The organism is Pediococcus damnosus (assembly GCF_001437255.1).
In the GTDB taxonomy this organism is placed as follows: domain Bacteria; phylum Bacillota; class Bacilli; order Lactobacillales; family Lactobacillaceae; genus Pediococcus; species Pediococcus damnosus.
Map to the genome: position 1 here is coordinate 1 of NZ_JQBD01000030.1, position 20509 is coordinate 20509.

A 20509-nucleotide genomic window follows, 5' to 3' on the forward strand; every position below is an offset into this window, starting at 1 on the left:
TTCACCCCTGAGGCCAAAACGCCTCCGAACTTGAAAAGTCATTGTCTTTAGATGATTTGCACGAACACTTCCATAGCAACTTTTGTGCTAAATATAATTAGTTTTAATACCTGATTCAGCCTGGAAACAAATGGGTCCAGTAGTGTCATTTATCCTAACGGTTTTCGTTTAGATAAATGCCAAACTTAAAGATGTGAATTTCAGCTCTAAGGCGTGCCCACTATTACGCGTGAAGGTCGGTTTTTGTACCGAAAACCCGCAATGCTCCATACGCTATCGATTCTTGTGGCAAAGGTAGCCGCAAGAACTCGCACTACGTTCCAGCCCAAACTGCTGGAAGACGACAGCTAACTTAATTTGACTGTTATCAACTTTTTTGTACCAGGTCATTAGGTGAAGTCTTGTACTTTCAAACTTTAGACAAGAAATTAAATAAAGCAGCGGGTCAGATTTGAATTGACACGCTGCTTTTTAAGTTGAAAAAAGACTCTCCAACAATTAGAGAGTTTGAGACATTTATGATTTTACGGAGATGTCGTTAATCTTTGGTAATTGAGTAACAAAAGCCTGATAGGCGGTTTCTTCCTCTGTTTTGGTAATGGTGACATTGTCCAAATTGGCCGCATGAAGATCGGCTTCAGAGATATCAACGTGATGAGTTACCGTTGCGTTACCAATCAAATTGATTTTGTACGTTTCTCCAGTTTTGTGAACGTTCGTTTTAACCATGCCGCCAGGATTGTAAACGGTGATTTCTTGATCAAATTGTCCTTGATCAGGATGAGTCAGCGCAAACGCCAAGCTTGTTGCTGACATGCCGGTTCCGCAGGCATTTGTGAAGCCAACGCCGCGTTCATACGTTCGTACGAAAAGCTTGTTCTTTCCAAGAATCTGGGCAAAACTAACATTTACGCCATCCGGAAAGTAAGGATTTTTTGCGTTTAATCGTTTCCCAAGATTGCCCAAATCATCAGAAGCCAGTTCTTCAGCAGAAACAAAACTAATTAGATGTGGATTGGGAACGGCCAGCGATGTGAATTTAAGGTTAGGTAAAAATTCTGGAACGGCTTGATCAATTAATTCGTCAGTATTTAAATTTTTAAATGGTAATTTTTCAGCCGCAAACGAAACGGGAGAAATCTCAACACTAAACGCCGGAACGTTGGGGGCAAAACTTTCTGATTTGCTAACTTGAAGATCCGCGTTTAATGTTTGGACTTTAAATTGGTCTAGGCTTAATTCTTGGGCCAGGTAACGAGAAACAGTTCGCAAACCATTACCACACATGGACGCTTCACTACCATCGGCATTAATCACTCGCATTTGGGCAACGGCACCTTCATGAGTAGCTTGATCAATAACTAAAACGCCATCGGATCCAGCTAAGATTCCGGTTTGCGGATTGGCAATTTTTTTTGTAAACTCTACCAGTTCTTGATCAGAGAGCTTGGTTTGTAATTTGGTTTGATCTAACAAGAAAAAGTGATTTTCTGAGCCATGAACTTTCTCAATTTGCATGGATTTTGCTCCCTTCATCATTTGTTGATTCGGTTGTGAAAAATTGTTGGTAAATTTGTTTAACCGCCTTGTGGGCATCGGCACGTTTGGTTCCCAACATAATGGAAATTCGTGAAGCACCCTGATTAATCATGTGAACCCCGATCCCATTTTTGGCGAGCGGGCGAATGATATTTTCGATGGTTCCAATTCGGGAACGCATCCCTTCGCCAACCACCATAATAATGGCGTAATCGTCGATCCAATCAAGCTGATCAGGGTGGAGGGTATTGCGGATATCATAGCACATTTCATGAATTGTTTGGTCATCTAACTGATTCTTATCGAAAATGATGGTTAAATCATCAATTCCTGAAGGCATATGTTCGTAAGAAACATCATATTTATACAAAATTTGGAGAAGTTTCAGCGTAAAACCGACTTCTTTGTTAAGCAAATAACGGTGTAAATACAAAGCGGCAAACCGTTCGGAACTGGCAACCCCTGTGATTGTGTTTTGCGGATGAAAATTTTCTTCAGGGACGATCAGAGTTCCTGGAAGTTCGGGATGATTGGTATTTTTTACGTTAATTGGCACTTGGCCTTCAATAGCGGGAATAATGGCCTCATCATGAAATACAGAGAAACCGGCGTAAGAAAGTTCCCGCATTTCCCGATAGGTCATTTTTTTAATGGCCTGCGGATGGGCAATGATTTTGGGATCAGCTGCGTAAATGGCGTTCACATCTGTAAAGTTTTCGTATAAATCAGCGTGAAGGCCACGGGCAACAATGGCACCGGTAATATCCGAGCCACCTCTTGAAAAAGTAGCAATTTGCCCATTGGGTGTAAATCCAAAAAAGCCGGGGAAAACGAGTTTTTTATCAGTAAATTTTAAGTGAGCTAAATTTTCATAGGTTTCGGGGCGTACGGTTGCATCGCTAGGATCATCAGTTACAATGATTCCTGCTTCAAACGGGTCAACAAAGCGCGCTGGGACGTTGAGATGATTTAGGACACTAGTTAGCAGCATGGCATTTAAACGCTCACCATGGGCCTTAAAAGCGGCCATGAGGTACTCATTACTTGGATAGTATTCATTTGGTAAGGATTTTAATTTAGTAATGATTTTTTGGATAGGTCTAGCCGGTAGCTCAAAAAATTCACCAATCGTTTGATAACGGTTGGCAATTTTTTCGATCACTGGAGTTGCGTCCTTATGATGAATAATGGCCTGGGCGTATTTAATTAGTAAATCAGTTACTTTGATATCGGCCGAAAATCGTTTTCCTGGTGCGGAAACGACAATGACTTGTCGCTTAGGATCTGCTTTGATAATGTCGATGACTTTTTGAAAATGAGCGCCGTCCGCTAAAGAACTTCCGCCAAATTTAACAACATTCATGATTAGTTATGCCACTCCCTAAAATAGTAAAAAATAGTTTTATTAGAACTTGATTAGTTATTGTGAATTTTAGCATTTTATTTTTGAATAGCAATAAAAATATTTCTTTTTGAGTTTGGTTTTGAGCGGGAGGGTTGACTATCTGTGAAAAGTATTATAAAATTTTTAATAATTTAAGAGGTTGCAACCAACATGAGTAATGAGCGGAGTTTCTATCAAACAAAGAAACTTGTGAAAGGGACGGTTGCCGAAGCGCTGGGCTTGGATAGGAGTTCAGTATGCTGGGACGTAGTTTAAGAGATTACGGACTGTCACAGCAAAACATGTCGGCTGTGGGGCGCTATCGACGATTGATACAGAATAATGAAAAATTAATTCTGGGATCTTTTTGTTTGCGCAAAACAAAAAGATCCCTTTTTTTATTTAAAAAATAGAATTTTACGGGGGAAATTTAATGGATGAGCAGTTGGAACCAAACAAAATTAATGTAGCGGGACATTTAACAATTGGTGGCGTCGATGCTACTGAGTTAGCTCACCAGTACGGGACACCCTTAATTGCTTATGACGTGGCAGCAATTCGTCAGCAATTTCGACGTTTTAATAAAGTTTTTGAAGAAAACCAGGTTGAATACGAAGTCAGTTATGCTAGCAAAGCTTTCGCGACCGTGGGGATGTTTCAAGTAGTTGCCCAGGAGAAGGGCCATATCGATGTTGTTTCTGGTGGGGAGTTGTATACGGCGATCAAGGCCGGTTTCCCAATGGATAAAATTAGTTTTCATGGGAATAACAAATCACGCGCTGAACTTGAAATGGCTGTTGAACATCAGATTGGTGTTGTCATCGTGGATAATTTTCATGAAATTGAGTTGCTAAGTGAGATCTTGGAACAAAAAAAGCAAACCATGAACGTCATGATTCGGATCACACCAGGAATTTCAGCGCACACGCATAAATATGATCAAACTGGACAAGAAGATAGTAAGTTTGGCTTTGATATTCAGTCGGGACAGGCTGAAGAGGCACTAAAACAAATTTTGACCAATCCTCGTATGACGATGATCGGCATTCATACTCATATTGGTTCACAAATTTTTGAGGTCGAAGGTTTTGTGATGGCGGCCAACAAGTTAGTAGATTTGGCTGCGGATTGGCATGACAAATTTGATTTGGATACACAAGTCCTAAACGTTGGGGGCGGCTTTGGGATTCGGTATACTAAGGAAGATGATCCGATTGCCCCTGAAAAGTTCGTGGATGCAATTATCAAGGCCGTTCAAAAACGGGTTGGACAACGTGATCTGAAAATGCCAGCAATCTGGATTGAACCAGGCCGCTCAATTGTTGGTCCGGCTGGATACAGCTTGTATACAATTGGATCCCGAAAAGATGTCCCCGGACTGTTGCCATATGTCACGGTGGATGGCGGCATGGGTGACAACATCCGTCCCGCTTTGTACCAGGCCGACTATGAAGCTGTTTTAGCTAATCGCGCAAGTGATAAAAATGAAGAAACAGTGCGGATTGCCGGTAAATATTGTGAATCTGGCGACATTCTGATTCAAAAGCAAGCTTTACCAAAATCACAACCAGGCGATACATTAGCGATTTTAGCAACGGGCGCTTATGGGTATTCAATGGCTTCAAATTATAATCGCAATCCAAGACCAGCAGTGGTATTTGTCGAAAATGGGCAGTCTAAACTGGTGGTTAAACGGGAAAGTTACGAGGATTTAGTTCGTCTGGATCAAGATTTTATTTAGATACTTGAATGCCATATAATGTAAGAAGAGAAAAATGTTTTAAAGTTGGCTTAATTAAACAAACTTAAAGTAGAAAAGCAACGAAATTTGAAGGGTAGGCTCAAGATATGGCAAAATTAGATGCACGCGAAATTATTGATTTTATTAGTAATTCTAAAAAGAAAACAGCAGTTAAAGTATATTTGAAAGGTGATTTAGCCAAACTTGATTTTCCTGCTAGTATTCAGAATTTTGTAGAAACAAAAGCTGGAACCATTTTTGGTGATTGGGCAGATGTTAAGCCATTTCTTGAGGCAAACAAGGCCGTGATTGATGATTACGTGGTTGAAAACGATGGTCGCAATACCGCCGTGCCATTGTTGGATACTAAGAACGTGAATGCCCGCATTGAACCAGGTGCGATCATTCGTGATCAGGTGGTCATTGGCGATAATGCCGTTATTATGATGGGTGCTTTAATTAACATTGGTGCTGAAATTGGCGAAGATACAATGATTGATATGGGCGTTGTCATGGGCGGTCGCGCAATTGTGGGTAAACATGCTCACATTGGTGCCGGCACAGTTTTGGCAGGAGTTGTTGAACCTGCTTCTGCACAACCAGTGCGGATTGACGATGACGTTATGATTGGTGCCAATTCAGTCGTTTTGGAAGGCGTGCACGTTGGAAAAGGAGCGGTGGTTGCCGCTGGAGCAGTAGTTACCAAAGACGTTGCGCCTAATACTATGGTTGCTGGGGTTCCGGCTCGTAAAATGAAAGATATTGACGACCAAACGCGATCCAAAACGGAATTAGAGGACACTTTAAGAAAGCTGTAAAAGAATGGAAAAACAACGCCAAGCTCCATTAACTGAGTCGCAATTAATTAATATTTACCAAGAATTGCATCAAATTCCAGAGCTAGCAATGCAAGAGGTTGAAACCCATGCCTATTTGGAAAAAGTTGTGCGTCAGTTTGATCAAACTAATCTAGAAATTAAAGTTCCAGATGAAATGCCTACAGCTCTTTTGGTATTAGTGCATGGCAGTGCGCCAGTTCGGACCATAGGCTACCGCACAGATATTGATGGCTTACCGGTTGAAGAACAGACTGGATTACCTTTTTCATCAACTCATCCAAACGTGATGCATGCCTGTGGTCACGATATTCACATGTCAGTCGCCCTTGGTTTACTCAGCTATTTTGCGAGTCACCAACCCAAAGACAACTTGTTATTTTTCTTTCAACCTGCCGAAGAAAGTTTGAATGGTGGGAAAACCGCCTATGAACAAAATGTGTTTACCGGAAAATGGCGGCCAGATGAATTTTATGGCTTGCATGACAATCCAGATTTACCAGTTGGGGCGATTGGCTGCCGAATGGGAACTTTATTTGCCGGGACCACAGAAGTCGACGTCGATTTCTACGGTAAAGGTGGACATGCGGCATTTCCACAGGATGCTAATGATATGGTTGTCGCAGCTAGTCAATTTATTAATCAGGTTCAAACGATTGTGTCACGGAGCGTGGATCCAATTGAAGGCGGCGTGATCACATTTGGTAAGTTTGAAGCTGGGAGCATTCGAAATGTCATTGCGGGTCGGGCTCATTTAGAAGGGACCATTCGTGGACTTACGCAGACAATGATTGAACATATTGATCAGCGAATTAAAGAAGTGGCTGATGGCATTGCCCAGAGTTATCAGGCGCGGGTTGAAGTTAAACTCAATCAGGGTGGTTACTGGCCTGTCGAAAACAATCCAGTACTAACCAAGAATTTTATTACCTGTATGAAGCAGGCCAAAAACGTTCAGTTTATTGAAACGCAGCCAGCAATGACCGGTGAAGATTTTGGTTACTTGTTGGCAAAGATTCCCGGAACCATGTTTTGGCTGGGAGTTGAGGACGATTCGCAGCTGCATTCAGCTACCCTTAAACCCAACCCAAAGGCAATCTGGTTGGGCGTTACTGCCATTAGCGGATTTTTAAATGATCGAATGAATCAGTAAGTAATTGGATTTGAAAGGACTTAAAATTATGTTTAAAAATGCAGATATATTAACTGCCATTGTGACCCCGTTTGATGATCAGGGCCAAATTGATTTTCCAGCTTTAAAAACACTCACTAATCATCTTTTAGATACTGGAAGTCGCGGTTTTATTATTGGTGGGACAACCGGTGAAACGCCAAATTTAACCCATGATGAAAAAATTGAATTATATACGCAATTTGCAAAAATTATTGATGGACGGGTACCAATTGTTGCCGGAACTGGAAGCAATAATACGCTTGAAACGGTCCAGTTTACCAAAGAAGTGGGGCAAATTGAGGGAATTGATATGGCACTTGTCGTTGTACCTTACTACAATAAGCCTAATCAACGCGGCATGGTTGCTCATTTCACAACGGTCGCTGATCAGTCACCAATTCCAATTGCTATTTATAATATTCCAGGCCGAACCGGGGTCACCATGCAAAACGAGACGGTGGTTCAGTTGGCTCAACACCCTAATATTCAGGCGGTTAAACAATGCACATCTTTGGAAGATTTGGAATATTTAGTTGAAAACACACCAAATGATTTCATGGTCTACACGGGTGAAGATGCGCAGACGTTACCAGGAATCGCGATTGGCGCAACTGGGGTCGTTTCTGTAGCTGCCCATATTTATGGAAGAGATATGCGGGCAATGCTGGATGCCTTTTATAAAGGTGACACAAAGTTGGCAGCTGGTTTGCAAAGACGATTAACCCCAAAGATGGCAGCACTATTCCTTTATCCTTCGCCATCACCAGTCAAGGCTGTTTTAAAGGCGCAAGGATTTCAAGTTGGCGGCAGTCGTTTACCAATTTTGCCGTTGAATCATGAAGAACGACAAACCTTGGCAAAGGCGTTGGGATTAAACGAAGATGCGCTAGAAACGGACGATTTAGAAGAGTTAGGAGTTACAGATGATTAAAATAATTGTTGCTGGATTTAACGGTTCAATGGGCCAAAAAGCGGTTCACCTTGTGAATAACACAGAGGATTTTAAATTGGTGGGCGTTTATAGTCCCTTAGTAAAGGATTTACAACCCGCAAGTTATGATTTACCAAAGGATGTTCAGGTTTTCAATGATTTCTCTGCAATTAACATTGAAGCTGATGTGTGGATTGATTTCAGTACTCCAAAAGCAGTTTTTGAAAATACCAAATTTGCCTTAGGCCATCATATTCGTCCGGTCGTGGGAACTAGTGGTTTAACAGATCAACAAGTTGAGGATCTTAAAGTCTATGCGAAAACCCAACACATGGCTGGTCTGATCGTTCCTAATTTCGGAATTTCCGCCGTCCTATTGATGAAATTTGCTAAAGAGGCGGCTAAATACTTCCCCGAAGCAGAAATTATTGAAATGCACCATGCCGACAAAACGGATGCTCCTTCTGGAACGGCTCTGAGTACTGCCAAACAAATCAGTGAAGCGCGCGAACCACAAGCGGCTGATAACAAAAAGTTTGATGAAACCTTGCCGGGAGCACGTGGCGGTAATTATAAAGGAATCAGAATTCATTCCGTCCGTTTGCCCGGTTACGTAGCTCACGAGCAGGTCTTATTTGGTAGCGAGGGTGAGGCGTTGACAATTCGGCAAGATTCCTTCACACGTGATTCGTTCATGAAGGGTGTCGAAATCGCGGTTAAAAAAGTTGGTTCATTAACTGAATTAGTAGTTGGCCTAGAAAATGTTTTATCTTAAAAAATACGAGGAGTGGTAGAATGCCAAAATTAAACACAGCATTATCAGATCAAGTTAATCAACGCTTAGATTCCATTGGACCGTCTGGAATTCGGGCGTTTGATCAGAAAGTTACGGGGATTCCCGGATTGGTCAAATTGACCTTAGGAGAACCTGGTTTTAATACTCCGGAACATGTCAAAGAAGCAGCAGTTGAAAGTATTCGTAATAATGATTCCCATTATTCAGCCCAAAAGGGAACCCCAGCATTACGAAACGCCATCAGTGGTTTTCTAAAGACCCGTTATAATTTGGACTATGATCCAAAAGCAGAAATTGTAACTACGATTGGGGCTACTGAAGCCTTAGCGGCAAGCTTAATGGCCATGTTAAACCCTGGGGATAAAGTGATTGTGCCAACCCCAGCTTTTGCACTATATGTGCCATTGATTACCGTTGCAGGTGGAACGCCAGTTGAAGTGGATACTTCAAAAGACAACTTTGTGTTAACTCCTCAACGTTTGAAAGGAACGCTTGCCAAAGAGGGGGATGCCGTTAAAGCAGTTATTTTGACGTATCCTAATAATCCGACCGGTGTGGAGTACACAGAAGCTGAATTACAGGGATTAGCAGATGTAATTGCGACGAAACCAATTTTTGTGATTGCTGATGAGATTTATAGTGAACTTACATATGGCATTACGCATCATTCAATCGCAGCAATGATTCCTGAACAAACAATCTTAGTGAATGGGTTGTCAAAATCCCATGCAATGACAGGTTATCGGATTGGGTATATTGCTGCTCCTGCTGATTTTGTCAAAAATGCCGCCAAAATGCATGCCTTTTTGGTTACTGCACCATCTAATCCAGCGCAAGCTGCAGCTACTGAAGCTTTAACTAATGGGTTGGATGATCCAAAGAAAATGTGTGTCCAGTATAAAAAGAGCCGTTACTATGTCATTGATTGTTTAGATAAATTAGGATTTGAAACGGTTCCGCCAAAGGGTACTTTTTACATTTTTGCAAAAATCCCAGCAGGATTTACGCAAAATTCAGTTGATTTTGCCACGGAATTAGCCCAAGACGGTAAAGTCGGTGTCATCCCAGGAAGTGCGTTTGGCCCTGGTGGTGAAGGCTATATTCGCTTATCATATGCAGCAAGTGTGGAAGATTTACATGCCGCAATGACGAATATGAAAGGCTTTATGGCAGCTAAGACGGCATCAGCATCTAAGTAAAATTCAGCAGATAAAAGAGGAAAATGAAATGAGCGAATATAATGTAGCTATTTTAGGTGCAACGGGAGCGGTCGGAACACGTCTAATTCAACAATTAGAACAGTCCACAATTCCAGTTAAGTCAGTGAAATTTTTGGCTTCATCACGATCAGCCGGTAAACAATTAAAATTTCACAATCAACCAGTGACTGTTGAAGAGGCTAAACCAGAATCTTTTGAAGGTGTTGATTTAGTATTGGCATCTGCAGGTGGTGATGTTTCAAAACGGCTATTGCCAGAGGCTGTTAAACGAGGCGCTGTTTGTGTAGATAATACGAGTGCGTTTCGAATGGATCCCGATGTCCCACTGGTTGTGCCAGAAGTGAATGCAGAGGCACTCACTCGTCATCATGGCATTATTGCTAACCCTAATTGTTCAACAATTCAGATGGTAGTGGCTTTGGAACCGATTCGCAAAGCATTTGGTTTAAAACAGGTAATTGTGTCCACTTATCAGGCGGCATCTGGTGCTGGTCAACAAGCTTGGAATGAAATGAATGCCCAGGCCCAAGAACATTTAGATGGCAAAGAAATGCAAAGCACTATTTATCCTGTAAAGGGTGGCACAAAACATTATCCATTGGCCTTTAACTTATTACCTCAAATCGATGTATTTGAAGATGATGGGTATACGCATGAAGAGTGGAAAATGATTCATGAAACCAAAAAGATTATGTTGGATGATATGGACGCGCCTGATATTAAGGTGACGGCTACGTGTGTGCGCGTACCGGTTGGCATTGGACATGGTGAAGCAGTGTATTTTGAAGTGGCAAATCCTAAGGAAGCCAGTCGTGAAAAGATTCAAAAGGTGTTGGCAAAGGCACCGGGAGTGGTTTTGCAAGATGATCCAGACCAACAATTATATCCACAACCAATTAATGCGGAAGGTAAACGAGAGACGTTTGTGGGCAGAGTGCGTGGAGATCAAGAAAATCCGGGTAACTATCACATGTGGGTAGTGGCGGATAACTTGTTGAAGGGTGCGGCATGGAATACGGTGCAGATCGCGGAGAAGTTGGTGGAAAAAGATTTAGTGAGCGTAACAAATCGTTAGTCAAGAAAATATAAGCGAGGCGTATGCGGGATCGCAATCCCGCGGGAGCCTTGCTTATATTTTCTTGACTGATTTGTGAAGCTGTCCTCAGGCCTAGCGGTAAAAATTAAAAAGAGTCGAGGTGCGTATGCGGGATCGCAATCCCGCCGCGAGTTCTTGCGGCTGAATTATGCCACAAGAATCGACAACGAACGAAAATCATCAATAGTTCGAAGTAGTGGGAGCCTTGCTTATATTTTCTTGACTGATTTGTGAAGCTGTCCTCAGGCCTAGCGGTAAAAATTAAAAAAGATGATCGGTTCGCAGTCTAAATAGACTTGCCAACCGATCATTTTTTAGTTAATTAGTTTTCCGAAGAGGTACTTTTCTGAGTTTTAAAGTTCACAATTTGAAGAACTAACATGATAAGTTCCATGATAATGAGAAAAATAAAATCATGTCGGCTTCCAAGACCGGTTGCTTTTACGAAGGATAGGCCATGGGCGTTTGATTGGCTGATTCCAATAAACGTGGCCATTAATGAAGCACCAATCGAACCTGAGTACTGTTGGATAGCATTGAAAGCCGCGTTACCATCACCTTTTAAAGGTCGCGGTAGCTGTTTCATACCATTTGTTAACAGATTGCTGAATGTTAAGGAGAAACCGGCACTGAACACGGCATAGAATACAGCCATTAGCGGAATGGTTAGCACTGATTGAAAGCCAAAGAACAAAATTCCGGACATCAAAATTGCACTGATTCCAGTAATGATTGGTAAACGTGGGCCTTTTTTATCAAACAAGATCCCACCCCAAGGCATTAGGAACAAGCGCAACAAGCTACCTGGTAAGAGTAATAAACCAGCAAATAGTGAGGTTGCACCTAGAACCAGTTGCCCGAAGTTTGGTAACAAGAAGGCCATGCCAATATTAACGAGCTGACAAAGTGCATAAGCTATAAAGCTTAAAACAAAGGGCTTGTATTTAAAAATTTTGATATTAATTAAAGGTGAAGAAGTTCGGTTTGCGTGCCGGCCATACAACGCAGCGGCAGTTATACCTAAAATCAGCGTAATCCAAAACTCAAAACTTACCCAACCATGGGCTGAAGCCTGGTTAAAGGATAATGAAATCAAGATAAAGGCGATCGCAATCCAGATAAATCCAACAATATCTAAATGAATCTTTTCTATAGGTCGTGTTTGTTCAATGTTTAAGAGGCCAACGATTGATGCAAAAATGGCAAGTGGTAGGATAATTAAAAAGATAGCCCGCCAGCCTAGATGGTACAAAACGATTCCGCCATATGTTGGTCCAATCGAAGCCATGGAGACGATGATTGCACCAATTGCCATGTAACGGCCCAATTTTTGAAGGGGGATATCATGGTTAATTATTCCGAACAGCAAGGGGGTGGTCATTCCGGTCGCAATTCCACTAATTAAGCGACCAATCAAAAGAATTGGAAAGCTTTGCGCGGTTACACAAAGGAGTAATCCTAAAAAGAAAAGTCCGATGGCCACTGCAAAAATATGCTTAAGTTTAAAACGTTTGTGCATGTATGAGGCCAAAGTCATGACCAGGGATGCTACCAACAAATAACCTGATGTGATCCACTGGACACTAGAAATAGAAATGCCAAAGACGTGCATCAAAGTAGGAAACGTGACATTCATGGCTGTTTCCAACAAAATACCACAAAAAGACATGAGCCCGGTACCAATAATTGCGAAAATGGTTTTTCTTGAAACTTGATAATTTTTGTTGATTTGTTTTGATTCCATATAATTTGCCTCAAATTCTACTGTTTAATGTTATCGTACCACCTAGCGTCAAATGAATGAAAATCTGTTTTGTCTAAATTAAAAAGGCCCCCTTTTGCATATATAGCAAAGAGCGGCCTATTTTGGTTAATCCATTAAAGGTTGAAAGTTCAAAAATGACTTCAGTTGCTGCTATTAAGCAGTTTAGTCCACCCCGTTCTCCGGCTCACTTGGCCTGGAACGGGGTGGACACGATTTGAAACCAAGCAGGTCACTTGTCTTCAAATTCGGCCTTTATCTAAGCAAAAATCGCTAAGATAAATTTTACCCCTGAGGCCAAAACACCTCCGAAATAGGGAAGTCGTTGTCTTTTGATAGTTCATATGACCGTTGCCATAACGACCTTTGTGCTAAATATAATTAGTTTCAAAACTCGAATCAGTCTGGAAGCAATGGGCTCAGTAGTGTCGTTTATCTTAGCGGTTTCCGCTTAGATAAAGGCCGAGCTTAGAGACGTGTTTTTCGGCTCTAAGTCGTGCCCGCTACGTTCCAGCCCGAATTGCTGGAAGACGGTATCTAAACTAATTTGATTGTTATTAACCCTTTTGTACCATGTAGTTAGGTGAAACTTTGTACTTTCAACCTTTAGTTAATCCAAAAAAATTATGGCTTGATGTAACGAAATCCTTGATCTTGAAGTTGTGCTAAATCGATGATGCCGGCTGGAACTACTTTAACGCAACTGGGTAGTTGGTTTGCAGTGATCTGATGGCTGTTCATTGCATTATGGCAAGCATGAAAGCTAACTAAATCTTCCGAAGATTCAATAAACTGCCGAATTTCTGGAGTTAAATACTCGGTAATGGCAGGTCCGTTTACGACAACAATCATCATGATTACTGTCGATTGTTCTTTAGCAAAATTGATTGCATTTTTGATATTGGAAATGGTGGTTGGCCATTTTTCGTTCTCGTCAATATGAAAAACGATTTTCATTAGGAGATCCTCATTTCTTTACACTGGTTCCTGTTTGATAATTGATTGTATACCCAGATTCAATGTTAAAAATATAAACGTTAAAATGAACAGCGTTACTACCGATGGATTGCCCTTCCATGTGAATGCCACGGGCTACCAATTCTGTGCCGCGAAACACGGGTGTTACACGATAACGAACGTAATTCTTTTTATTTTCTTTAACATATGCCGCAACTTCGTTTTCATAAGTCGTCATTTCAGGATCGTTTAAAGATCGGGTTCCAGTCATTAAATTTTTGGCATTGTTATTCTGACCAGTTAGTTGATAACCAATTAGGTGACAGCGATTGTATAGCCACCCATTATTAGTCCGTTTATTGTGCCAGCCGGTCGGATCAACGTCTAACGATTCTCGTTCTGTTTTTGGCATTAAACTCTTATTTAGAAGGGCATTGGCGGCTGAAACACGGTTGCGATTGTCTAAGTTCCCATAAGTTTGCCAAGCACCACGACTAGTTGAAAGATCCGCATTTGAAAATTCAGGATCGTTTTGATTAACCTTGATGGTTTGTTGCCCATCGTATTGTTTGGTGGCTAATTCAGTCTGATTTGTCGAGGGCGTGCTACTTGTCTTATTGGCATTGGACTGCGATTTTGCAATTGATAAGTGAAGATCACTTGCTTCTTTTTTCAAAGACGATGAGCGTGAAGACAAGGTGCGCGCAAGTTTGCTGTTTTTTGATACTAATGATTTGGCAGTCTTAGAAGCACTCGAATCCACTCTTGTTATCACTTTGGTCGACATAATATTTTTTTCGTGATAAGACTGGTGACGCGCGTATGTACCGGCCTGATTCCAGCTTAGCAGCAATGTAATGATTGCTAGGAGAATGAACCAAAGCCGGTCCTTACGTTGCCGAAAAGCCACGACAATGGCAAAGAGGCCAATAATTAAAAATATAATTCCAATGAACATGTTCGAATTCTCCTCTGTCTATCTTTTGGCTTTTCGATATCCTGCTGATTGAGCTTCGGATTCTGTTTTAAAATATATCGCATTCTTTGAACTCATGTGATAACCAGCTTGATCTGGGGTATGGTAAATTCTTGAATTTACGTTGCCAATAATTTGCTGTTTACTGCCTGTATCCAAATCACCTTGTGCAGAGGTATGACCAGCTTTTGTGGAATCGGAAACCTGTGCTTGTTCTGAATCTTTTTTAGCTTGTTTGCTCTCGGAAACACTAGTTGCTTTTTGTGAAGCCAGTGATTCAGAGGAGGCAGCTTTTTCTGAAGAAACTGATTCGGAAGAAGCTTTTTTTTGCGAACTAACTTTGTCTGCTAATTTTTCGACAGACGTTGATTGTTGATCTATTTTGGATGAGGATTTTTCTAGTTGATAGGCTTGGATTCTAGCTGAAGCCAAATCCTTTTTCCCGACGGTTTTGGTTTTATAGATTTTTTTGACGGGTGGTGCAGAGGTCGTTGGCGATGGATTGGTACTCTGAAATCCAAAGATGGCCACACAAAAAATTAGTAATGCACTCAAAATAGAAATTTTAATTCTTTTATTGGGCACATTAAAAAGCAAATGATGCGTAACTTTATTGTATAGGAAGATAACCTCCAAAATTATCATTCCTAGGAAACTAACTGCGAGTAATCCCGCAAAAATATTATTCATAATAAATTTCACTCCCTATAAACCATCATACCTGGGCACCGCGTGCAAAACAATAGGAAACCAGGGTGTGTGAAAATAAAGTAAAAGCGTTGGCGATATTTAGCCTGGAAGTCGTTTTATTTGTAACAATGTTTTTTTCCTGTTAAACTATTACTAATGTGTTTTATCAGTTTATTATCAAAGGTACGGAGTTCTAAGAGCGTCACTCCTTTCGTAATTAGCTTGTGGGATACAAAATTTTTAAACGCGCATTGCGCAAGGAGGATTCATTCACATGGAAAAAGGTAAAGTTAAATGGTTTAACCCTGATAAGGGTTACGGTTTTATTAATCGCGAAAACGGTGACGATGTATTCGTTCATTTCTCAGCTATTCAAGGCGACGGTTTTAAGACATTGGAAGAGGACCAAGAGGTTACTTTCGACGTTGAAGACAGCGACCGTGGACCACAAGCTGTTAACGTTCAGAAACAGTAAAACATTCGCGCCTGATAAGTTACTTCTTAGGCAATCTTAAAAGCGAGGTTTTATATATTAAATATTCTGACAAAGAATGCAAAACAGAAAAAAATACGTTATTAGAAGATTTAGAGGCTGAATTCGGCTCCAATGTCGATGTCTACTAAAACTTAGCGTAAAAAAGAAGCTTCGTAATTGAAAAATTACGAAGCTTCTTTTTATTACTTAGAAACAAACTACTTTTTCTTTAATGCGTGGTCAAACTGGCTTAACCATTTAGAAGCACTAACTGTTTTATGTGGTCTTGGACTTAAAACGAGTTCATCTAAACTGATTTGATAAAGTTTGTGCAGTTTGATTAGCGCTGACAAGTCTGGTTCGACTTCGCCATGTTCCCACTCGCTAATTAAATCTGGACTAACTTTTAATTCTTCGGCTAGGGCCTTTCTTGTATAGCCGGCCCGTTTTCTTTGCCTAACAAGTTGATCTGCAAAGGTCATTGCGGGTCCTCCCTTTTTTGACAAGGCACGTAAATATTCGTTTTATAAATGTTTTGAGATGGTGTACTGGGTTCCGTGATTGTTTTTAGTTTTTGGATCAACAGCATCCTTAGCATAAAAAATAAGGTAGTCTTCGTCACTCTTAGGATCTGTTGCAATAACTAATTCATGCGGCGTATTATCCTTATGCTTATAGAGTTGCCCACTACGAACAGCCTCGTTATAATCATGAAAATTTCCTAGTGAGTCTCCAGGGTTAAAAAGTACAACTTCACTTGCCATAAAAAACAGCTCCTCTTTATCGTTCTATAGTTTGACTTAACTAGAATATATAATAAAAAATTATAGAAAGCAAAAGATTCGAATGATTTAGTCCCAAATCTTCTGCTTTCTATAATAAATTCAATATTTTTCGCTTATAAACCAAAAAATCGGTACTTAATTCAAAGTCAGGTTGTTTCTTTAAGTTGGGATCAATCGTAATTTCTTGAGTGATCGAAGCGGGTGTCCCACTTAGAATATAAATGCGGTCAGATAGGAGAATGGCTTCGTCCACATCGTGCGTAATGAGCAGAGTGGATAAGTCGATTTTCTGCATCAGCTGGAGATACCAGCTGTGTACTTGTCGCTTAGTAATCTCATCTAAGGCACTAAAGGGTTCATCCAGTAAGGATACCTCTTTTGAAAACATGTAAGTTCTTAATAAAGCTGCTCGTTGCCGCATGCCACCAGAAAGCGTTTGTGGATATAGATTTTCAGTATTCTCTAAACCAAAAATTTTAAAAAAAGGTGCGGCTTTAGTTTCCGCTTCTTTTTTGGGGATGTTTTGCATCAGTGCTGGTAAAATGACATTGCCCATAATTGTGCGATAGGGAAGGAGCAGATCTTTTTGCAGCATATAACTGATATGACCAGTGGTATTGGTGATTTCGTGATCTTTAAGCAAAACTTGCCCAGCTTCTGGCGCTTCTAGTCCAGCGATGATGTTAAACAATGTGCTTTTACCGATACCACTGATTCCAAGAATGCTGACCAGTTCACCTTGATTTAGATGAATATTAACGTCTGAGAGAACTTCGCGATTGTCATAGTTTTTAGTAATGTGCTGCGTTTGCAATAACGCCATAATTAAACCCTCATTTTGGAAGATATTTATTCGTAAATCCTTGATCTTTTTTTAACTTTACAGAAACTAAATTATTTTTATTTAACCAAGTGTAGAAGCCATTCCAGCGGGTTGCACTGATTTTTCCCCATTGTTTTGACCCAAGGGCATACTGTTTAGAAAGGTAAGTTTGACTTGCATAAACAAGTTTTCGATTACTTTTTAACTCTGGGACCTGATCCATTAAAATGTCAGCAGATTGGTGCGGGTGATTAGAAGCGTAATCGTATCCTTTAGTAGTTGCTTTCATGAAATCTTTTGCAACTTGGGGATTATTTTTTAAGAAACTATTATTGCCAATTAAGGTTGGTGTGTAATAGTCAAAAACTTTGTTCAGTGAACGAAACGAAAAATAATTAATTGGGAAGTTCTTAACTTTGGCGTTTTGTCCTGCCCAGCCATAAAATACCCAGATATCATCTGTCTGTTTGGATTTTAAAGCGGCTACTTCATCAGTGATGTTATTCGGAATTAATTTTAGTTTTTTATAGTTACCATGGTCATCATTTACAACTTGTTTTATGGTTGCTTGTTCAATTGGCAAGTCCCAAGTGGAATAACGTTTGCCCATCATTTTCTTAGGAGAAGTGATCCCGTCGGCTTTTCGCGACATGATTCCCGAAGTGTTGTGCTGGATAATTCCGGCGATAGTAGTAATCGGCAATGGATCCTTTCGGGCAATTGCACCCGCAAATGTATCCTGTGCAGAAACGCCAAATTCAGCCTTACCACTTGCGACTAACTGTTCAGCACCATCCTTAGGCGGCTGCATAAACTTTACATTGAGATGGTACTTCTTATAGTAACCTTTTTGTTTTGCGACATACATGCCGGTATGATTTGTGTTTGGCGTCCAATCTAAAACAACGGTTACTGTGCGATTTTTGGACTTGCTTTGCTTAGATTGACAGCCACTAAGCATAACAATTAGGGAAAGACTAAAGAGTAAGATTAGCCATTTGTGTGTAATGGTTCTCATTTTTTGGTTACCTCCCAAGGCATGACTTTGCGTTGTATAAAGGATACGAGCCAAATAAGGACAAGACTGATGGCGGAAATTAGGAAAATTACAGCGAACATTTTATCATATGCATAAGCTTTCATGACGCGGGTCATATAAACCCCAAGGCCACTGAAACCGCCAACCCATTCCGATACAACCGCGCTGACGATGGCATAGGATACAGAAATCTTCAAACTTGAGAAGAAATGATTTAAGGAGTTTGGAAACTTTACATAATAGTATAGTTTCCATTTACTGGCTCCCATCGTTTGCATTAGTTTAATTAAGTCGGGATCTGTGGCTCGAAAACCAGTCAGCATTTCCACAGCTACCGGGAAAAAGGTGGTCAGAATGACCAAAACAATTTTTGGTAGCATTCCATAACCTAACCATAGAATTAAAAGTGGGGCGATTGCCACGGTTGGGATGGTTTGGCTAATGACTAGTAGCGGATAAACAGCTTTATAGAGAGGATTAAACAAATCCATCAAGATAGCGATTAGCAAACCGCCGCAGACACCTAATAATAGGCCCCAGAACGCTTCTAACAAAGTTACCCAAGCATTACTCATGAGTAATGAAAAGTCGCCTACAAACGCTTCAACGACGCTTACAGGTGATGGCAAAAGAAAAGATGGAACGAGTTGAAAACTACTGACAAGTTGCCAGACAACTAAAAGTAATAGAATAACGAGCGCTGGTAAAAAATTAATGTTGATACTTGTCTGTTTTTTCATGAATTCCTAAAACCTTACCTGCTGATTTATAGTCAATCTTAACGTAAGTCATCACTTGAGGAGCCCCAGCATCTGCGGCAATTTTAGTGATATTTTTAACGATTTCCATTAGTTGATCGTAATCACCCTCGATGGTTGTTTCAAAGGCACCAACTGCATAAGTAACTCCAGTTGACTGAATGTATTCAATTGCTTTATCGACTACGGCTACGACCTTTTTGTCATCTTCCAACATGGGAAGTATTTGAATTGCGACACTTGTGTTCATTATTTTATATCCTTTCTTAAAGCAAAATAAAAAGCCAGCAAAAATTTGCCAGCTTGTCCAAGACATACTTAAATTAATTATTATGAGATTTATCCAAGTCAAATAATAATTAAAAAAAGACTTCCTGCGCTGGCATTATCCATATCAGGTTCGAGGGTCAAAAGCCACTAGCCTTTATCTCAGCCGGATTGGATCCAGCACCCCTGTATTAAATATGAATTTAGTATAGCTATAAAAGTAAAATTCGGCAACTAATTTGTTATGCATTTGTTGATCGCTTCTATAAAAACACTAAAGATTGAAAGTAAAAAATAAAATCAAAAATTTTGGTCTATACCCTTGCAATTTAAACAGAGAGATTATATAATTGGGCTATACCAATACGAATAGTGTTTCGTGATTGCAAAATATACATTAAAAATGAAAAGGAGATTAATTATGCAAATTATTATTGTTAAAGATGAAGTTGAAGGCGGCCAAAAAGGCTATCAAGTATTTGCAGATGCAAAGAAGAACGGTGCTCATGTTTTTGGCTTAGCTACAGGTAGTACACCAATTACAACGTACAAAGATATTATTGCTAGTGACCTTGATTTTAGTGATTCTATTTCAATTAACTTAGATGAGTATATCGGTTTATCTGCTGATAATGATCAAAGTTATAACTATTTCATGCACAAGAACTTGTTCAACCAGAAGCCTTTCAAGACTTCATACTTACCAAATGGTTTAGCAAAAGATATTGATGCTGAAGCAAAACGTTATGACAAGGTCATTGCAGACAATCCAATTGATCTTCAAATTTTAGGTCTTGGCCGTAACGGTCACATTGGTTTTAACGAACCAGGAACTTCCCGTGAAATTGGAACTCATCGTGTTTCTTTGACTCAATCAACTATCGATGCCAATGCCCGTTTCTTTGAACACGAAGAAGATGTTCCTAAGGAAGCTTTATCAATGGGATTGTCTTCAATTATGAAGTCTAAACATATCTTATTGGAAGCTTATGGAGCAGAAAAGGCTGACGCTGTTAAAGGCATGATTGAAGGCCCAGATACACCTGATTTACCAGCAAGCATTCTTCAAAACCATGACAATGTCACAGTTATTCTTGATGAAGCTGCTGCAAGCAAATTAACTAACAAATAAATAAGTTCGATTAATTTTAAGATTCATCCTATCTCGGTTTTTACATCGAATAGAATGGATCTTTTTGAGTTTAAGAGTTAAAAAGATTGGAGCAAAATGGTGTTAGTGTAAGGTTTTCCTAGATGGTC

Annotated in this window: 21 protein-coding genes and 2 riboswitches; of the genes, 9 read left to right on the forward strand and 12 right to left on the reverse strand. The window is 40.3% G+C overall.

Features of this window, described 5'->3' with window-relative positions:
- Positions 1-516: 516 nt before the first annotated feature.
- On the reverse strand, positions 517-1518 hold the full coding sequence (gene dapF / locus IV84_RS05200; RefSeq protein ID WP_046871348.1) for a diaminopimelate epimerase: 1002 nt from the start codon (positions 1516-1518) through the stop codon (positions 517-519).
- Positions 1508-2902, reverse strand: a complete 1395-nt coding sequence (locus IV84_RS05205; protein WP_046871347.1) for an aspartate kinase — start codon at positions 2900-2902, stop codon at positions 1508-1510. The genes dapF and IV84_RS05205 overlap by 11 nt, the downstream gene beginning before the upstream one ends.
- Before the next feature lie 167 nt (positions 2903-3069).
- A riboswitch (Lysine riboswitch) is annotated at positions 3070-3253 on the forward strand.
- Between the two features lie 103 nt (positions 3254-3356).
- Between IV84_RS05205 and lysA the strand changes: the two genes are divergently transcribed.
- From lysA to IV84_RS05240, 7 genes are all read left to right on the forward strand, one after another.
- Complete coding sequence (gene lysA / locus IV84_RS05210; RefSeq protein WP_056986212.1) at positions 3357-4664, forward strand: diaminopimelate decarboxylase; 1308 nt, start codon at positions 3357-3359, stop codon at positions 4662-4664.
- Between the two features lie 107 nt (positions 4665-4771).
- Positions 4772-5482: a 2,3,4,5-tetrahydropyridine-2,6-dicarboxylate N-acetyltransferase gene (gene dapD / locus IV84_RS05215; RefSeq protein ID WP_046871345.1), complete on the forward strand. Its 711-nt coding sequence runs from the start codon at positions 4772-4774 to the stop codon at positions 5480-5482.
- 4 nt (positions 5483-5486) lie between these two features.
- A complete protein-coding gene (locus tag IV84_RS05220; RefSeq protein ID WP_046871344.1) occupies positions 5487-6653 on the forward strand; it encodes an N-acetyldiaminopimelate deacetylase in 1167 nt (388 codons plus the stop codon).
- Between the two features lie 28 nt (positions 6654-6681).
- The gene (dapA, locus tag IV84_RS05225; RefSeq protein ID WP_046871343.1) at positions 6682-7605 is read left to right on the forward strand and encodes a 4-hydroxy-tetrahydrodipicolinate synthase; all 924 of its coding nucleotides are present in this window, start codon (positions 6682-6684) and stop codon (positions 7603-7605) included.
- Positions 7598-8380, forward strand: coding sequence for a 4-hydroxy-tetrahydrodipicolinate reductase (gene dapB / locus IV84_RS05230; RefSeq protein ID WP_056986213.1), 783 nt, complete (start codon positions 7598-7600; stop codon positions 8378-8380). Before dapA ends, dapB begins: the two co-directional genes overlap by 8 nt.
- A gap of 20 nt (positions 8381-8400) precedes the next feature.
- Positions 8401-9600, forward strand: a complete 1200-nt coding sequence (locus IV84_RS05235; RefSeq protein ID WP_056986214.1) for an aminotransferase class I/II-fold pyridoxal phosphate-dependent enzyme — start codon at positions 8401-8403, stop codon at positions 9598-9600.
- A gap of 28 nt (positions 9601-9628) precedes the next feature.
- Entirely contained in the window at positions 9629-10696 is a 1068-nt protein-coding gene (locus IV84_RS05240) for an aspartate-semialdehyde dehydrogenase (protein WP_056986215.1), read from the forward strand.
- Between the two features lie 343 nt (positions 10697-11039).
- Here the strand turns inward: IV84_RS05240 and IV84_RS05245 are convergent, their stop codons facing one another.
- The 4 genes from IV84_RS05245 to IV84_RS05260 form a co-directional block, all read right to left on the reverse strand.
- The gene (locus tag IV84_RS05245; RefSeq protein ID WP_046871339.1) at positions 11040-12461 is read right to left on the reverse strand and encodes an MFS transporter; all 1422 of its coding nucleotides are present in this window, start codon (positions 12459-12461) and stop codon (positions 11040-11042) included.
- Positions 12462-13103: 642 nt separating this feature from the next.
- A complete protein-coding gene (locus IV84_RS05250) occupies positions 13104-13436 on the reverse strand; it encodes a DsrE family protein (RefSeq protein WP_046871338.1) in 333 nt (110 codons plus the stop codon).
- A 10-nt stretch (positions 13437-13446) separates the two neighbouring features.
- On the reverse strand, positions 13447-14394 hold the full coding sequence (locus IV84_RS05255; RefSeq protein ID WP_080945516.1) for a DNA/RNA non-specific endonuclease: 948 nt from the start codon (positions 14392-14394) through the stop codon (positions 13447-13449).
- An 18-nt stretch (positions 14395-14412) separates the two neighbouring features.
- Positions 14413-15102: a sunset domain-containing protein gene (locus IV84_RS05260; protein ID WP_052694489.1), complete on the reverse strand. Its 690-nt coding sequence runs from the start codon at positions 15100-15102 to the stop codon at positions 14413-14415.
- A gap of 274 nt (positions 15103-15376) precedes the next feature.
- Between IV84_RS05260 and IV84_RS05265 the strand changes: the two genes are divergently transcribed.
- Positions 15377-15577 carry a cold-shock protein gene (locus tag IV84_RS05265; RefSeq protein WP_056986216.1) on the forward strand — a complete coding sequence of 67 codons (201 nt, stop codon included), beginning with the start codon at positions 15377-15379 and terminating at the stop codon, positions 15575-15577.
- A 218-nt stretch (positions 15578-15795) separates the two neighbouring features.
- On the opposite strand, the gene IV84_RS05270 is transcribed toward IV84_RS05265, so the two are convergent.
- From IV84_RS05270 to IV84_RS05295, 6 genes are all read right to left on the reverse strand, one after another.
- The gene (locus IV84_RS05270; RefSeq protein ID WP_052694488.1) at positions 15796-16059 is read right to left on the reverse strand and encodes a helix-turn-helix domain-containing protein; all 264 of its coding nucleotides are present in this window, start codon (positions 16057-16059) and stop codon (positions 15796-15798) included.
- A gap of 42 nt (positions 16060-16101) precedes the next feature.
- Positions 16102-16341, reverse strand: coding sequence for a hypothetical protein (locus tag IV84_RS05275; protein WP_046871336.1), 240 nt, complete (start codon positions 16339-16341; stop codon positions 16102-16104).
- Between the two features lie 109 nt (positions 16342-16450).
- Complete coding sequence (locus IV84_RS05280; RefSeq protein WP_046871335.1) at positions 16451-17185, reverse strand: ABC transporter ATP-binding protein; 735 nt, start codon at positions 17183-17185, stop codon at positions 16451-16453.
- Positions 17186-17195: 10 nt separating this feature from the next.
- A complete protein-coding gene (locus IV84_RS05285) occupies positions 17196-18203 on the reverse strand; it encodes an ABC transporter substrate-binding protein (protein WP_046871334.1) in 1008 nt (335 codons plus the stop codon).
- The gene (locus IV84_RS05290; protein WP_046871333.1) at positions 18200-18964 is read right to left on the reverse strand and encodes an ABC transporter permease; all 765 of its coding nucleotides are present in this window, start codon (positions 18962-18964) and stop codon (positions 18200-18202) included. The genes IV84_RS05285 and IV84_RS05290 overlap by 4 nt, the downstream gene beginning before the upstream one ends.
- Positions 18936-19232: a thiamine-binding protein gene (locus IV84_RS05295; RefSeq protein ID WP_046871332.1), complete on the reverse strand. Its 297-nt coding sequence runs from the start codon at positions 19230-19232 to the stop codon at positions 18936-18938. The genes IV84_RS05290 and IV84_RS05295 overlap by 29 nt, the downstream gene beginning before the upstream one ends.
- A gap of 104 nt (positions 19233-19336) precedes the next feature.
- A riboswitch (TPP riboswitch) is annotated at positions 19337-19447 on the reverse strand.
- Between the two features lie 223 nt (positions 19448-19670).
- Between IV84_RS05295 and IV84_RS05300 the strand changes: the two genes are divergently transcribed.
- On the forward strand, positions 19671-20381 hold the full coding sequence (locus tag IV84_RS05300; protein WP_046871331.1) for a glucosamine-6-phosphate deaminase: 711 nt from the start codon (positions 19671-19673) through the stop codon (positions 20379-20381).
- The last annotated feature ends 128 nt before the right edge of the window (positions 20382-20509 follow it).

Excerpts from the sequence above, each read along its gene's own strand:
- dapF (WP_046871348.1), bottom strand. The coding sequence starts at position 1,518 with ATGCAAATTGAGAAAGTTCATGGCTCAGAAAATCACTTTTTCTTGTTA.
- IV84_RS05205 (WP_046871347.1), bottom strand. The coding sequence starts at position 2,902 with ATGAATGTTGTTAAATTTGGCGGAAGTTCTTTAGCGGACGGCGCTCAT.
- lysA (WP_056986212.1), top strand. The coding sequence starts at position 3,357 with ATGGATGAGCAGTTGGAACCAAACAAAATTAATGTAGCGGGACATTTA.
- dapD (WP_046871345.1), top strand. The coding sequence starts at position 4,772 with ATGGCAAAATTAGATGCACGCGAAATTATTGATTTTATTAGTAATTCT.
- IV84_RS05220 (WP_046871344.1), top strand. The coding sequence starts at position 5,487 with ATGGAAAAACAACGCCAAGCTCCATTAACTGAGTCGCAATTAATTAAT.
- dapA (WP_046871343.1), top strand. The coding sequence starts at position 6,682 with ATGTTTAAAAATGCAGATATATTAACTGCCATTGTGACCCCGTTTGAT.
- dapB (WP_056986213.1), top strand. The coding sequence starts at position 7,598 with ATGATTAAAATAATTGTTGCTGGATTTAACGGTTCAATGGGCCAAAAA.
- IV84_RS05235 (WP_056986214.1), top strand. The coding sequence starts at position 8,401 with ATGCCAAAATTAAACACAGCATTATCAGATCAAGTTAATCAACGCTTA.
- IV84_RS05240 (WP_056986215.1), top strand. The coding sequence starts at position 9,629 with ATGAGCGAATATAATGTAGCTATTTTAGGTGCAACGGGAGCGGTCGGA.
- IV84_RS05245 (WP_046871339.1), bottom strand. The coding sequence starts at position 12,461 with ATGGAATCAAAACAAATCAACAAAAATTATCAAGTTTCAAGAAAAACC.
- IV84_RS05250 (WP_046871338.1), bottom strand. The coding sequence starts at position 13,436 with ATGAAAATCGTTTTTCATATTGACGAGAACGAAAAATGGCCAACCACC.
- IV84_RS05255 (WP_080945516.1), bottom strand. The coding sequence starts at position 14,394 with ATGTTCATTGGAATTATATTTTTAATTATTGGCCTCTTTGCCATTGTC.
- IV84_RS05260 (WP_052694489.1), bottom strand. The coding sequence starts at position 15,102 with ATGAATAATATTTTTGCGGGATTACTCGCAGTTAGTTTCCTAGGAATG.
- IV84_RS05265 (WP_056986216.1), top strand. The coding sequence starts at position 15,377 with ATGGAAAAAGGTAAAGTTAAATGGTTTAACCCTGATAAGGGTTACGGT.
- IV84_RS05270 (WP_052694488.1), bottom strand. The coding sequence starts at position 16,059 with ATGACCTTTGCAGATCAACTTGTTAGGCAAAGAAAACGGGCCGGCTAT.
- IV84_RS05275 (WP_046871336.1), bottom strand. The coding sequence starts at position 16,341 with ATGGCAAGTGAAGTTGTACTTTTTAACCCTGGAGACTCACTAGGAAAT.
- IV84_RS05280 (WP_046871335.1), bottom strand. The coding sequence starts at position 17,185 with ATGGCGTTATTGCAAACGCAGCACATTACTAAAAACTATGACAATCGC.
- IV84_RS05285 (WP_046871334.1), bottom strand. The coding sequence starts at position 18,203 with ATGAGAACCATTACACACAAATGGCTAATCTTACTCTTTAGTCTTTCC.
- IV84_RS05290 (WP_046871333.1), bottom strand. The coding sequence starts at position 18,964 with ATGAAAAAACAGACAAGTATCAACATTAATTTTTTACCAGCGCTCGTT.
- IV84_RS05295 (WP_046871332.1), bottom strand. The coding sequence starts at position 19,232 with ATGAACACAAGTGTCGCAATTCAAATACTTCCCATGTTGGAAGATGAC.
- IV84_RS05300 (WP_046871331.1), top strand. The coding sequence starts at position 19,671 with ATGCAAATTATTATTGTTAAAGATGAAGTTGAAGGCGGCCAAAAAGGC.